Here is a 12,362-nt window from a genome sequence, read left to right on the forward strand (position 1 = left end):
GCGACGGACGGCCTGCGTGCCCGGCGGTTCCTTCCCGCCGGACCCTGCGGGCCTCACCGACCCGGTCCTCGTTCAGTAGCACTCTCACCTGGAGAGTGCTAACGCCAATGATTAGCACTCGACCCCCGCGAGTGCAAGCGGCTTGGGGGAACACCCCGGTGAACACACCGGCAACGCGCGAGGGGCCCACATCCCGTGTCCGGGATGTGGGCCCCTCATGTACGCGTGGGCGGTCGATCGCGCCAGGACTAGCCGAGTGCGAGCTTGACCATGTCCGCCTGCGGACCCTTCTGGCCCTGCGAGATCTCGAACTCGACCCGCTGACCCTCTTCAAGGGTGCGGTACCCGTCCATCTGGATGGCGCTGTAGTGGACGAACACATCCGCACCACCGTCGACCGCGATGAAGCCGTAGCCCTTCTCCGCGTTGAACCACTTGACGGTGCCCTGAGCCATGCCTAACTCCCCTATTACTGGCCCTTGCGCAGGAACGCACTTCGCGGTCCCGGGTCATCACTTGCGTCGGAACGCGTCGACCGAGGCTGAATGTATCCGCGCCAGTGCTGTCTGCAACAGGTCAATCCGACGAGAATTCTGGACACGGGGAAACATGGAAATAGAGTGAAAATCTGGCATATTCCAGGGCAACTCGGGCCCGGCATATCTCGCCAAAGCCCCATACCGCGCTTGCACATTGACCCGATGTCGACCCTCGCGCGACCCGTTCATATGCGGCGGGCAAGAGCAGCGGAGGGGACTTCCCCAACTCTACCGCGCCCAATCAAACAGAATTACCCCCTCCGCTTATTAACGGAGGGGGTAATTACGGTTGGCGCACGTCCGGTCGGTCAGCCTCCGGCGACGGCGGGAATGATCGAGACGCCCGCACCGTCCGGCGTCGCCGCCTGCAGCCCGCCCTCGAAGCGCACGTCGTCGTCGTTGACGTAGACGTTCACGAAGCGGCGCAGCTTGCCCTGGTCGTCGAGGACGCGGGCGGCGATGCCCGGGTGGTTCTTCTCCAGGGACTCGATGACCTCGGCGAGGGTCGCGCCCTCGGCGGGGACCTCGGCCTGACCGCCGGTGTAGGTGCGCAGGATGGTGGGGATGCGGACGTTGACGCTCATGGCGCTACTGCCTTTCCGGTAGGACAGGGGGGAGGGTCAGGCCAGGCCGGCGGCGCGGAACGCGTCCAGGCTCGGGCGGATGGTGGCGGTCTGCCCGCTGTCCGCGGCCACCGCCTCCAGGGTCTTGAGGCCGTCTCCGGTGTTCAGGACGACGGTGGTCAGCGCCGGGTCGAGCTGCCCGTTCTCGATGAGCTTCTTCGTCACGCCGACGGTCACGCCGCCCGCGGTCTCGGCGAAGATGCCCTCGGTCTGCGCGAGGATCTTGATGGCCTCGACGACCTGCTCGTCGGTGACGTCCTCGACGAAGCCGCCGGTGCGCCGCGCGATGTCCAGGACGTACGGGCCGTCCGCCGGGTTGCCGATGGCCAGGGACTTGGCGATGGTGTTCGGCTTCTGCGGGCGGACCACGTCGTGACCGGCCTTGAAGGCGGTCGACACCGGGGAGCAGCCCTCGGCCTGGGCGCCGAAGATCTTGTACGGCTTGTCCTCGACGAGGCCGAGCTTGATCAGCTCCTGCAGGCCCTTGTCGATCTTCGTCAGCTGCGAGCCGGACGCGATCGGGATGACGATCTGGTCGGGCAGCTGCCAGCCGAGCTGCTCGCAGATCTCGTACGCCAGGGTCTTGGAGCCCTCGCCGTAGTACGGGCGCAGGTTGACGTTGACGAAGCCCCAGCCCTCGCCCAGCGGGTCGCCGATGAGCTCGGAGCAGAAGCGGTTCACGTCGTCGTAGTTGCCCTCGATGCCGACGAGGTCGCCACCGTAGACACCGGCCATGACGACCTTGCCCTGCTCCAGGTCGTGCGGGATGAACACGCAGGAGCGGAATCCGGCCCGGGCGGCCGCGGCGCCGACGGCGCCGGCCAGGTTGCCGGTGGAGGAGCAGGACAGGGTGGTGAAGCCGAAGGCGCGGGCCGCCTCGACGGCGATGGCCACCACGCGGTCCTTGAAGGAGTGCGTCGGGTTGCCGGAGTCGTCCTTGACGTAGAGCTTGCCGGTGACGCCGAGCTCCTTGGCCAGGTTCTGCGCGTCCACGAGCTTGGTGAAGCCCGGGTTCAGGCTGGGCTTGGAGGCCACGTCCGCGGGGACCGGCAGCAGCGGCGCGTAACGCCAGATGTTGTTCGGGCCGGCCTCGATCGCGGCGCGCAGGGCCTCGGGGTCACCGGTGGGAAGGTCGTAGGCCACTTCCAGCGGTCCGAAACACTCGGCGCACGCGAAGATCGGGCCGAGTTCGAAGCGGGTACCGCACTCACGGCACGAGAGGCCGGTGGCAGGTCCGAGATCGACAGAGGTGGCAACAGTCTGTGCAGCCATGATGGCGAGGCCCTTTCTCCTCATCTTCCCCATGGCGCACTTCGCCATGAGACGGAATTGGCACCTTCCCTAGCCGGGGCCCCGCGGGATGCTTGTCGCATCGCGAGAACCGACTGGAGGGTTGCCGGGGCTTCAACGGGCCGTGTCCCTCTGCCCCTCTGGATGAGCGGTATGGCACCGGCACACGCGCTCTGTGGCGCGCCGGTGCGTTTGTGCGCGAGGACCCCCGGCATGCGGTGGTCCTTCGCGTTGTTCAAGACTGTAACCGAAGGCCCGGGCGGTTGAGACAGGCGTCCGAACCGCGAGATGGATCACTTTTCGGTCAATCCGACCAAGCCGCAAGGAGTGCTCAGAGTGCTGGAAGAGGTGGAGCGCTGGCTGGCCGACCGCTCCTGGTCCGCCGCCGACCGACCGCTCGACCAGCTGCTGGAGCGGAAACGGGCAGCTGGGACCACGGTCAGCGTGGTGCTGCCGGCGCTCGACGAGGAGGCGACGGTCGGCGCGATCGTCGAGGTGATCCGGCGCGAGCTGATCGAGGGACTGCCGCTTCCCCTGGTGGACGAGCTGATCGTGATCGACTCGGGCTCCAGCGACGCTACGGCGGACGTGGCGGCGAAGGCCGGTGCGCACGTGGTGCACCGCGACGACATCCTGCCGCGGATCCCGGCGCTCCCCGGCAAGGGCGAGGTGCTGTGGCGCTCCCTGCTGGCCGCCACCGGGGACGTCATCTGCTTCGTCGACGCCGATCTGCGGGACTTCTCGGCCGCCTTCGTCTCCGGGATCGTGGGGCCGCTGCTGACCGATCCGGACGTGCAGTTCGTCAAGGCCATGTACGACCGCCCGCTCGGCGACGCCCCCGGGCAGGGCGGCCGGGTCACGGAGCTGGTGGCCCGCCCGCTGCTCAACCTGCACTGGCCGCAGCTGGCCGGCTTCGTCCAGCCGCTGGGCGGCGAGTACGCCGTGCGCCGCTCCCTGCTGGAACGCCTGCCGTTCCCCGTCGGGTACGGCGTCGAGCTCGGCCTGCTGGTGGACGCGCTGCACACGGTCGGGCTGGACGCGCTGGCCCAGGTGGACGTGGGCGTACGGGTCCACCGCCACCAGGACGGGCAGGCGCTGGGCCGGATGGCCGCGGCGATCTACCGCACCGCGCAGCTGCGGCTCTCTCGGGGCCATCTGGTACGGCCGGAGCTGACGCAGTTCGAGCGGGGGCCGGACGGGTTCGTGCCGCACACGTACCCGGTGGACACCGAGGAGAGGCCGCCGATGCTGGGCATCGAGGAGTACGCCCTGCGCCGCGCGGCCTGACGGCTTCGGAAGTTTGCGCGAGGCCGGGCCGGGCTAGGTTCGCGACATGGCTGCATCTCAGGTACTCGTCGCCGCCAACCGCGGCCCGCTCTCGTACTCCCTCGACACCGACGGCACGCTCAGCGCCCGGCGCGGCGGGGGCGGCCTCGTCTCCGGGCTCTCCGCGGCCCTCGCCGAGCAGCCGGAGGCGCTGTGGATCTGCGCGGCCCTGTCGGACGCGGACCGGGAGGCGGTCCGGCGGGGGATCGCGGAGCCAGGCGTCCGGATGCTGGACATCGATCCCACGATGTACGACGACGCGTACAACGGCATCGCGAACTCGGTGCTGTGGTTCACCCACCACCACCTGTACGACGTCCCGCGCGAGCCGGTCTTCGACGCGGAGTTCCGCCGGCGCTGGGCTTCGTACACCGCGTACAACCAGGCCTTCGCGCAGGCCCTGGCCGAGGAGGCGGGGCAGGGGGCGCACGTCCTCGTGCAGGACTACCAGCTGGCGCTGGTCCCGGGTGCGCTGCGCGAGCTGCGGCCCGACCTGCGGATCGGGCACTTCACGCACACGCCGTGGGCGGCGAAGCCGTTCCTGGACATGCTCCCGGACGACGTGCGGGAGCAGCTGCTCCAGGGGATGCTCGGGGCCGACCTGCTGGGCTTCCACACCCGGGCGTGGGCGGACAGCTTCCTGGACGGCGCGGGCCGGGGGAACGTGGCCGTGTTCCCGCTGGGCGTCGACGCGGAGGAGCTGCGGGTGCTGGCCGGGCGGCCGGAGGTGAACGACAAGCTGGCGCAGCTGCGGGCGGAGGTCGGGGGCCTGAAGACGATCGTCCGGGTGGACCGGACGGAGCTGTCGAAGAACATCCTGCGGGGGCTGCTGGCGTACCGGGAGCTGCTGACGGTGCATCCCGAGTGGCGGGGGCGGGTGGTGCACCTGGCCTCGGCGTACCCGTCGCGGCAGGACCTGAAGGTGTACCGGGACTACACGGAGTCGGTGCGGGAGCTGGCGGCGGCCGTGAACGCGGAGTTCGGCACGGCGGACTGGCAGCCGGTGCTGGTGTCCGTGCAGGACGACTTCGCGCGGTCGCTGGCGGCCTATCGCATGGCGGACGTGGCGCTGGTGAATCCCGTGCGGGACGGGATGAACCTGGTGGCGAAGGAGGTGCCGGTGGTGTCGGAGGAGGGGTGCGTGCTGGTGCTGTCGCGGGGGGCGGGGGCGTACGAGGAGCTCCGGCGGGACGCGTTGACGGTGAACCCGTACGACGTCTCGGAGACGGCCGAGGCGTTGCACGCGGCGCTGTCCATGCCGGCGGACGAGCGTGCGGAACGCACGAAACGCCTGGCGGCAGCCGCCACCGCCCTGCCCCCGGCGGCCTGGTTCAGGGCCCAGCTAGCAGCCCTGCACGAAGCCTGAGCTGCGGCCGCGCCTCGATCGCCGGTGCGACTCAAAGCCCGGGGCTCCGCCCCGTACCCCGCGCCTCAAACGCCGGCGGGGCTGGATTTTGGCTGATGCCGTCCGGCGGCAGACGCATTTGAGGCGCGGGGTTTGGGGCGGAGCCCCAACAGCGGCGCCGCACCACATCCAGCCTCGCCGCACCACACCCAGCCCCGCCGGCGTTTGAGGCGCGGGGGTCCGGGGGCGGAGCCCCTGGCAGCGGCGCCGCACCCACATCCAGCCCCGCCGGCGCTTGAGGCGCGGGGGGGCCGGGGGCGGAGCCGCTGGCAGGGGAGCCGGGGTCCGGCCGCCGGGCGGAGTCAGGGGTGGAGGGTGGAGCCCAGCGCGGCGAGGAACGCGACCACCGCCGCCGGTCCGGGCAGGACCAGGTCCGCGCGGGCGGCGAGCTCCGGAACTTCCGCGGAGCCACTGCACACCAGAAGCCCCGGCAGACCCTCGGCCCTCCGCTTCTCGACCGCCGAGTACGCGGCCAGGTCGCCCAGGTCGTCGCCCGCGTACAGGACCGCCTCCGCGTCCGTCTCCGCCAGGAATTCCGTGAGGGCGACGCCCTTGTCCATCCCCGGGGGCCGCAGTTCCAGGACCGCGCGCCCCGGCTCCACCATGAGCCCGTGCCGGGCCGCCAGCTCCGCCAGGGGCTCCCGCAGCGCCGCGAAGGCCGCTTCCGGGTCCGCGGCGCGCCGCGTGTGGACGGCCAGCGCCCGGCCCTTCTCCTCGATCCACGTGCCGCGCCAGGCCCCGATCGAGTCGAGGAAGCCGGGGAGCTCGGCCCGTACCGCCGCGACTCCGGGGTGCTCGGCGGGGGCGTGCACGATCCCGGAGACCGCGTCCCAGCGTTCGGCCCCGTAGTGGCCGAGGACGACCAGGTGTTCCAGGCCGGGGACCCCCGCGAAGCCCCCGTAGCGGACGGCGACGCCCGCCGGCCGGCCGGTGATCACGGCGACGGAGGCCACCTCGGGGGCCAGCGCGGCCAGGGCGGGTACGGCCGCGGGGTGGGCCCGCGCCTGGTCCGGGTCCGGGACGATCTCGGCGAGGGTGCCGTCGAAGTCCAAGGCGACCACGGAACGGCGTGGTGCGCGGAGCAGGGCATCGAGCCCCTCGCGTCCGGCTGCGGTGACGGGCATCGGCAAGTCGTGCGGATGGCTCCCCATACGGACGACCCTAACGGCCGCGCCGGGCGACGGCTATGGCGCGGACCACCCTGCCCGTGCGCTGCCCGTGCGCCCTACCGCCGGGCCCGCTGGGCCTCGCGGATGCGGCGCAGGCGGTTCACGGTGCCCGGTGCGTGGGCCAGCGCGCGCGGGTCGTCCATCAGCGCGTTGAGCAGCTGGTAGTAGCGGACGGGGGTCATCCCCAGCCCTTCCCGTATCGCCCGTTCCTTGGCGCCGGGCCCCGGCCAGGTGCGTCCCTCGTACGCGAGCACCGCGGCCTCCGTGGCCGTCAGCCGCCCGTCGTCCGTCATACCGCCAGATTAACGCCGCCCACCGACACCGGCCGGGGCGGCCCCGCTCAGCCGGACTCGGCCGCCCGCGCCTTCGCGGCGATCTCCTCCAGCACCTTGGCGGGCTGCCCGCCCGGCTGTACGGACGTGCCGATGTGCTGCTTGATGTCCTCGCTGACGCCCGCCCAGGACTGCTTGCCCACCGGGTAGAGCCGCGAGGACGGCAGGGCGTCCAGGAACGTCTTCAGCTGCGGCGCGGTCCCGCCCGTACCGGACTGCGCGGCCCGGTAGCCGGTGGTGGTGACCGGCAGGAGGTCGTACATGCCGGTGAAGGCGGTCACGTTCTTCGCCTCGTACAGGTGGTCCAGGAACTTCCCGGCCTCCGTGCGGTGGCCGTTCTTGAAGGCCATCACCCAGTCGGCGACGCCCATCGCCGAGTGCTCGGTGCCGTCGGAGGTGGGCAGGGTGACCATGCCGAGCCTGACGCCCTTGGCGGCCGCCTGCTTGATCAGCGTCGGGTGGCCGTTGAGCATGCCGACCTCGCCCCGCGTGAAGGCGTCGAAGGCGTCCTGCCGGTTCAGCTTGCCGGGCTCGACGGGCCCGGTCAGGCCCTGGCCCACCATCTTGTCGCGGAGGAATTCCAGCGCCTTGACGTTCTCGGCGGAGTCGAGGGAGTACTGCTCCTCGTTGTCGGTGTAGCCGCCACCGCCCGACAGCATCCACATCATCGTCTCGGCCTGGGCCTCCTCGCGGCCCAGCGGCAGGGCGAAGGGGGTGGGGACGCCCGCGCCCTTGAGCTTCTTGGCGGCGGCCTCCAGCTCCGCCCAGCTCTTGGGCTGCCAGCCGTTCTTGGCGTCCTTGGCGAGGACTCCGGCGTCCGTCAGCAGCTTCTCGTTGTAGAAGAGGAGCCGGGTGCTGGCCACGAAGGGCATCCCGTACTGGACCCGCTTGACCTTGCCCGCGTCGGCGAGCGGCCCGAGGAAGTCGGCTTCGGTCTTGACGGAGAGCAGCTCGTCCGCCGCGTACAGCTTGCCCGCCTCCGCGTAGTCGGCGTACGCGCCGATCTGCGCGATGTCGGGGGCCTTGCCCGCCTTGACCATCTCGGCGACCTTGGCGTCGACCTCGGACCAGGAGTAGACGCTGACCTCGACGTCGATCCCCGGGTTGGTCTTCTCGAAGTCCTCGGCGAGCTTCTTCCAGTAGGTGGCCGACGAGTTCTGCGGATTGTCCCCGTACTCGGCCGCCACGACCCGCAGGGTCACCTCGTTGTCCCCGGTGAGTCCGCCGGCGGCGCCGCAGCCGGTCAGTGTCACGGCCGTCAGACACAGTGCGGCGCCGGACGCGGTCAGGCGCAGGTTTCGGCGGTTCACAGTTCTCGGTCCACCCCTTGTTGTACGTACGATCCACGTAAGGTCTACACCACTTTGGCCGCTGGTCCACATCCGTGACGCCGGATTTGTATGGCCACTCAACAATCCCCCTCAATGGACTAGACCTTTCCCCGTGAAGCACGCGAGACTGTCACCTGTGAAACCCGTGAAACACGTCATCGCCCTCGATGTGGGCGGCACCGGGATGAAGGCCGCCCTGGTCGCCGCCGACGGCACCCTGCTCCACGAAGCGCGCCGCGCCACCGGCCGCGAGCGGGGCCCGGACGCCGTCGTCGAGACGATCCAGGACTTCGCCGCCGAACTGCTCGCCATCGGCCGGGAGCGCTGCGGACGGGCCGCCTCCGCCGCCGGAGTCGCCGTCCCCGGCATCGTCGACGCCGAGCACGGGATCGCCGTCTACGCGGCGAACCTGGGCTGGCGCGACGTACCGATGCGCACCCTGCTCAGCGCCCGCCTCGGCGGCATCCCGGTGGCCCTCGGCCACGACGTGCGCACGGGCGGGCTCGCCGAGGGCCGCATCGGAGCGGGCCGCGGCGCCGACCGCTTCCTCTTCGTGCCGCTGGGCACCGGCATCGCCGGAGCCATCGGCATCGCCGGCCGCATCGAGGCCGGCGCCCACGGCTACGCGGGAGAGATCGGCCACATCGTGGTCCGCCCCGGCGGCCCCGCCTGCGGCTGCGGCCAGTACGGCTGCCTGGAGACCCTCGCCTCCGCCTCCGCCGTCTCCCGTGCCTGGGCCGCCGCCAGCGGCGAGCGGGACGCCGACGCGGCCGACTGCGCCAAGGCCGTCGAATCCGGCGACGAGCGCGCCCGCGGGGTGTGGCTGGCCGCCGTCGACGCCCTCGCCGACGGCCTGGTCACCGCGATCACCCTGCTGGACCCGAGCACGCTGATCATCGGTGGCGGCCTCGCCGAGGCGGGGGAAACCTTGTTCACACCACTACGGACGGCCGTCGAGGAGCGCGTGACGTTCCAGCGGCTGCCCCACATCGTTCCGGCGGCCCTCGGGGACACCGCCGGATGCCTGGGCGCAGGGCTGCTCGCCTGGGACCTACTCGCCACGGAGGTACCTGCCTGATGTCCGGAAGCGCGCACAGCACTGTTCTCTCCGGCGCCAGGGTGGTGCTGCCCACCGGAACCGTGGCCAACGGCCGTGTCATCGTCGACGGCGACCGCATCGCCGGCAGCGCCCGGGAGGGCGCGCGGGTCGTGGACCTGTCCGGGCACTGGATCGTCCCCGGCTTCGTCGACATGCACAACCACGGCGGCGGCGGCGCCTCGTTCACCTCCGGCACCGCCGAGGAGGTCCTCAAGGGCGTCCGCACCCACCGCGAGCACGGCACCACCACCCTGGTCGCCTCCACCGTCACCGGGGACCTGGACGAACTGGCCCGCCGCGCGGGGCTGCTCGCCGAGCTGACCCAGCAGGGCGAGATCGCGGGCATCCACTTCGAGGGGCCGTTCATCAACGCCTGCCGCAAGGGCGCCCACAAGGAGGAACTGCTCCGCGACCCCGACCCGGCCGAGGTCCGCAAGCTGATCGACGCCGCGCACGGCGCCGCCCGCATGTTCACCCTCGCCACCGAACTGCCGGGCGGCCTGGACTCCGTACGGCTGCTGGCCGAACACGGGGTCATCGCCGCGATCGGGCACACCGACGCCACGTACGAGCAGACGCGCGCCGCCATCGACGCGGGCGCGACCGTGGCCACCCACCTCTTCAACGCGATGCCGGGCCTCGCGCACCGCGAACCCGGCCCGATCGCCGCACTGCTGGAGGACGAGCGGATCACCGTCGAGCTCATCAACGACGGCACCCACCTGCACCCGGCGGCCCTCGAACTCGCCTTCCACCACGCGGGCGCGCACCGCGTCGCGCTGATCACCGACGCGATGGACGCGGCCGGCTTCGGCGACGGGACCTACCACCTCGGTCCGCTGGAGGTCGAGGTCAAGGACGGCGTGGCCCGGCTGGTGGAGGGCGGCTCCATCGCCGGCTCCACCCTGACCCTGGACACCGCCTTCAAGCGCTCGGTCACCGTCGACAAGCTGCCCGTGGAGTCCGTGGTCCAGGCGATCTCCGCCAACCCGGCCAAGCTGATCGGCCTCTACGACGAGATCGGCTCGCTGGAGCCCGGCAAGTACGCCGACCTCGTCGTCCTGGACGCCGCCTTCGACGTCCGGGGCGTCATGCGGCGCGGCGAATGGATCGTCAGCCCGCCCGCGCAGGCCCGCACCTGACGGCCAACCGGCTGTAGAGCACGAGCGGTCGGCCCGGAGCACTGGGCCGACCGCCTTCTCTTTGGCATGATCCCGGCAGCAACAGACCCGGGGGAGCCCAATGATCCTGACCGTCACGCTCAACACCGCGCTCGACGTCACCTACCGCGTGCCGCGGCTGCTCCCGCACGCCTCGCACCGGGTGGCCGACGTCACCGAGCGCCCCGGCGGCAAGGGCGTCAACGTGGCCCGTGTGCTGGCGGCCCTCGGCCACACGGTGACCGCGACGGGCTTCGCGGGCGGCCCGGTCGGCGCCGTCGTACGGGAACTGCTCGCGCAGTCCCCGGGCGTGGTGGACGCCCTGGTCCCCTGCGCGGGCACCACGCGGCGCACGGTGGCCGTGGTCGACGAGACCTCCGGCGACACCACGCAGTTCAACGAGCCCGGCCCGCTGATCACGGCTGCGGAGTGGTCCCTGTTCCTGGACCGGTACGAGGACCTGCTGGCGGCCGGGACCCGCGCCGTGGCCCTGTGCGGCAGCCTGCCGCCCGGCGTGCCGGTCGGCGCGTACGCGGTGCTCGTACGGGCCGCCCGCGCGGCCGGGGTGCCGGTCCTGCTGGACACCAGCGGCGAGGCCCTGCGCCGCGGGGTCGCCGCCCGCCCCGAGATCATCAAGCCGAACGCCGCCGAGCTCGCCGAGCTGACCGGATCGCGCGAGCCGCTGCCCGCCACCCGTGACGCCCGCCGCCGGGGCGCCCGCGCCGTGGTCACCTCGCTCGGCCCGGACGGCCTGCTGGCCGCCACCCCCGAGGGCGCCTGGCGGGCGGCCCCGCCGCGCGCCCTGGCCGGCAACCCCACCGGAGCCGGTGACTCCGCCGTCGCCGGCCTGCTGTCGGCCCTGGCGGAGGGCCTGGACTGGCCGGAGCGGCTGACCCGCGCGGTCGCCCTCTCGGCGGCCACGGTGCTCGCCCCGACGGCGGGAGAGTTCGAACCCCGCACCTACGAGGAGGTACGGGGGTCGGTGAAGGTCACCCGGGCCGACTAGCGGGCCCGGGGCTCAGTTCTTCTCGAGCCAGAGCTGGTCGAGGAGGACGTCGCACTGGTTGCCCGCCTCGCACGAGATCTTGATCGTGTTCGAGCCCTGCTTGAGCTCCACGATCGAGTACGTGTTGGTCCAGCCCTTGGCCCAGTCGCCCTCGGCGGCCTTGGAGAAGTTCGCCATGTTGATCGGCCGGGACTGCGGCTCGCCGTTGACCGTCAGCGTGGTCTTGGCGTCCTTGCCCGGCACGCCGTACGTCATCTTCAGCTTGTACGAGCCCGCCTTGGGCACGTCCAGCGTCCACGTCGCCGCGGCGCCGAGCGTGCTCAGGCCGCCCACGTACTGGCCGCCGGCGCTCTTCGCGCCCGGCACGGTGTTCTGCAGCATGGCGCCGCCGGTGAGGGACATGCCGGCGCCCGCGAAGTCCGCCTTCGGCAGCTGGGCCTCGGTGGGCTGCGCGGAGCTGGGGGCGGGGCTCGAAGGGTTCTGCGGGGCGGCCGACTGCTGGTTGCCGCCGCCCGCGGTGTCGCCGGACTTCTCCTTGCCCTTGCCGCCGAAGGCCAGGGCCGCGCCGATGCCGATCGCGACCGCGGCGACCACCGCGACCGCCGCGATGACCACGCCCTTGCGGCTGGAGCCGCCGCCGTGACCGCCGTGACCGCCGTGGCCGCCGGAGTGGGAGATCGCCTGCGTCTGGTGCTGCGGGGGCTGCTGCTGCGGCGGAACGCCGTAGCCGCCCGCCTGGAGTGCCTCCGGGGCCTGGTACTGCGCCTGGTAGGGCTGCTGCTGCCCCGGGCCCGGCTGGTGCGGGACGGGCCCGCGCTGGCCGCCGTACGTCCGCTCACCGACCGTCCGCACCTGGTGGTGGGAGGTACGGGGGACACCCGGCTGCGGGCCGGAATGACCGCCGCCGGCGGGACCCGGGTAGCCGTATCCACCGCCCGACGTGGGCGGGGCGGCTCCGGCCGCCTGGCCGTCCGCGTAGAGATACCCGAACGGATCGTCGTCCTCGGGCTTGTTCGCCCCACCGTGCGGGCCGTTGTTCGCGGGCGTCGTCATCGCAGGTCACTCCTTTCGACCCCCGGGAG

The 12,362-nt window shown here is 72.0% G+C and carries 12 protein-coding genes and 1 riboswitch; of the genes, 5 read left to right on the forward strand and 7 right to left on the reverse strand.

Annotated features, from left to right (window positions below; all coding sequences use genetic code 11):
* Positions 1-248 precede the first annotated feature (248 nt).
* From ACZ6I1_RS15875 to thrC, 3 genes are all read right to left on the reverse strand, one after another.
* A complete protein-coding gene (locus tag ACZ6I1_RS15875) occupies positions 249-455 on the reverse strand; it encodes a cold-shock protein (protein ID WP_030009783.1) in 207 nt (68 codons plus the stop codon).
* Between the two features lie 392 nt (positions 456-847).
* Complete coding sequence (locus tag ACZ6I1_RS15880; protein WP_069921330.1) at positions 848-1,123, reverse strand: MoaD/ThiS family protein; 276 nt, start codon at positions 1,121-1,123, stop codon at positions 848-850.
* Between the two features lie 36 nt (positions 1,124-1,159).
* Positions 1,160-2,458, reverse strand: a complete 1,299-nt coding sequence (gene thrC, locus ACZ6I1_RS15885; RefSeq protein WP_469287462.1) for a threonine synthase — start codon at positions 2,456-2,458, stop codon at positions 1,160-1,162.
* Positions 2,452-2,603: riboswitch (SAM riboswitch) on the reverse strand. (Overlaps the previous gene by 7 nt.)
* 185 nt (positions 2,604-2,788) lie before the next feature.
* Between thrC and ACZ6I1_RS15890 the strand changes: the two genes are divergently transcribed.
* Together ACZ6I1_RS15890 and ACZ6I1_RS15895 are read left to right on the forward strand one after the other, a co-directional pair.
* Entirely contained in the window at positions 2,789-3,739 is a 951-nt protein-coding gene (locus tag ACZ6I1_RS15890) for a glucosyl-3-phosphoglycerate synthase (RefSeq protein WP_469287464.1), read from the forward strand.
* Positions 3,740-3,785: 46 nt separating this feature from the next.
* On the forward strand, positions 3,786-5,144 hold the full coding sequence (locus ACZ6I1_RS15895) for an alpha,alpha-trehalose-phosphate synthase (UDP-forming) (protein WP_469287466.1): 1,359 nt from the start codon (positions 3,786-3,788) through the stop codon (positions 5,142-5,144).
* A 341-nt stretch (positions 5,145-5,485) separates the two neighbouring features.
* Here ACZ6I1_RS15895 and otsB read toward each other — a convergent pair whose 3' ends face one another.
* The 3 genes from otsB to ACZ6I1_RS15910 all read right to left on the reverse strand — a co-directional run bounded on the left by otsB (position 5,486) and on the right by ACZ6I1_RS15910 (position 7,994).
* Complete coding sequence (otsB, locus tag ACZ6I1_RS15900; RefSeq protein ID WP_469287468.1) at positions 5,486-6,334, reverse strand: trehalose-phosphatase; 849 nt, start codon at positions 6,332-6,334, stop codon at positions 5,486-5,488.
* A 74-nt stretch (positions 6,335-6,408) separates the two neighbouring features.
* Positions 6,409-6,645, reverse strand: coding sequence for a DUF3263 domain-containing protein (locus tag ACZ6I1_RS15905; RefSeq protein ID WP_362590037.1), 237 nt, complete (start codon positions 6,643-6,645; stop codon positions 6,409-6,411).
* A 47-nt stretch (positions 6,646-6,692) separates the two neighbouring features.
* Positions 6,693-7,994 (reverse strand): ABC transporter substrate-binding protein, encoded by a 1,302-nt coding sequence (locus ACZ6I1_RS15910; protein ID WP_469287470.1) that lies wholly within the window; start codon positions 7,992-7,994, stop codon positions 6,693-6,695.
* A 166-nt stretch (positions 7,995-8,160) separates the two neighbouring features.
* On the opposite strand from ACZ6I1_RS15910, the gene ACZ6I1_RS15915 reads away from it, so the two are divergent.
* From ACZ6I1_RS15915 to ACZ6I1_RS15925, 3 genes are all read left to right on the forward strand, one after another.
* Positions 8,161-9,093: an ROK family protein gene (locus tag ACZ6I1_RS15915; protein ID WP_469287645.1), complete on the forward strand. Its 933-nt coding sequence runs from the start codon at positions 8,161-8,163 to the stop codon at positions 9,091-9,093.
* Entirely contained in the window at positions 9,093-10,256 is a 1,164-nt protein-coding gene (gene nagA / locus ACZ6I1_RS15920) for an N-acetylglucosamine-6-phosphate deacetylase (RefSeq protein WP_469287471.1), read from the forward strand. Before ACZ6I1_RS15915 ends, nagA begins: the two co-directional genes overlap by 1 nt.
* Positions 10,257-10,356: 100 nt before the next feature.
* Complete coding sequence (locus ACZ6I1_RS15925) at positions 10,357-11,280, forward strand: 1-phosphofructokinase family hexose kinase (RefSeq protein WP_469287473.1); 924 nt, start codon at positions 10,357-10,359, stop codon at positions 11,278-11,280.
* Between the two features lie 12 nt (positions 11,281-11,292).
* Here the strand turns inward: ACZ6I1_RS15925 and ACZ6I1_RS15930 are convergent, their stop codons facing one another.
* Positions 11,293-12,333 carry a CBM35 domain-containing protein gene (locus tag ACZ6I1_RS15930; RefSeq protein ID WP_469287474.1) on the reverse strand — a complete coding sequence of 347 codons (1,041 nt, stop codon included), beginning with the start codon at positions 12,331-12,333 and terminating at the stop codon, positions 11,293-11,295.
* Positions 12,334-12,362: the final 29 nt, after the last annotated feature.

This window comes from Streptomyces sp. NPDC046303, assembly GCF_055588085.1.

What these genes read in the sequence shown, in the direction of transcription:
- ACZ6I1_RS15875 (WP_030009783.1), bottom strand. Translation starts at nt 455, where the DNA reads ATGGCTCAGGGCACCGTCAAGTGGTTCAACGCGGAGAAGGGCTACGGC.
- ACZ6I1_RS15880 (WP_069921330.1), bottom strand. Translation starts at nt 1,123, where the DNA reads ATGAGCGTCAACGTCCGCATCCCCACCATCCTGCGCACCTACACCGGC.
- thrC (WP_469287462.1), bottom strand. Translation starts at nt 2,458, where the DNA reads ATGAGGAGAAAGGGCCTCGCCATCATGGCTGCACAGACTGTTGCCACC.
- ACZ6I1_RS15895 (WP_469287466.1), top strand. Translation starts at nt 3,786, where the DNA reads ATGGCTGCATCTCAGGTACTCGTCGCCGCCAACCGCGGCCCGCTCTCG.
- otsB (WP_469287468.1), bottom strand. Translation starts at nt 6,334, where the DNA reads ATGGGGAGCCATCCGCACGACTTGCCGATGCCCGTCACCGCAGCCGGA.
- ACZ6I1_RS15905 (WP_362590037.1), bottom strand. Translation starts at nt 6,645, where the DNA reads ATGACGGACGACGGGCGGCTGACGGCCACGGAGGCCGCGGTGCTCGCG.
- nagA (WP_469287471.1), top strand. Translation starts at nt 9,093, where the DNA reads ATGTCCGGAAGCGCGCACAGCACTGTTCTCTCCGGCGCCAGGGTGGTG.
- ACZ6I1_RS15925 (WP_469287473.1), top strand. Translation starts at nt 10,357, where the DNA reads ATGATCCTGACCGTCACGCTCAACACCGCGCTCGACGTCACCTACCGC.
- ACZ6I1_RS15930 (WP_469287474.1), bottom strand. Translation starts at nt 12,333, where the DNA reads ATGACGACGCCCGCGAACAACGGCCCGCACGGTGGGGCGAACAAGCCC.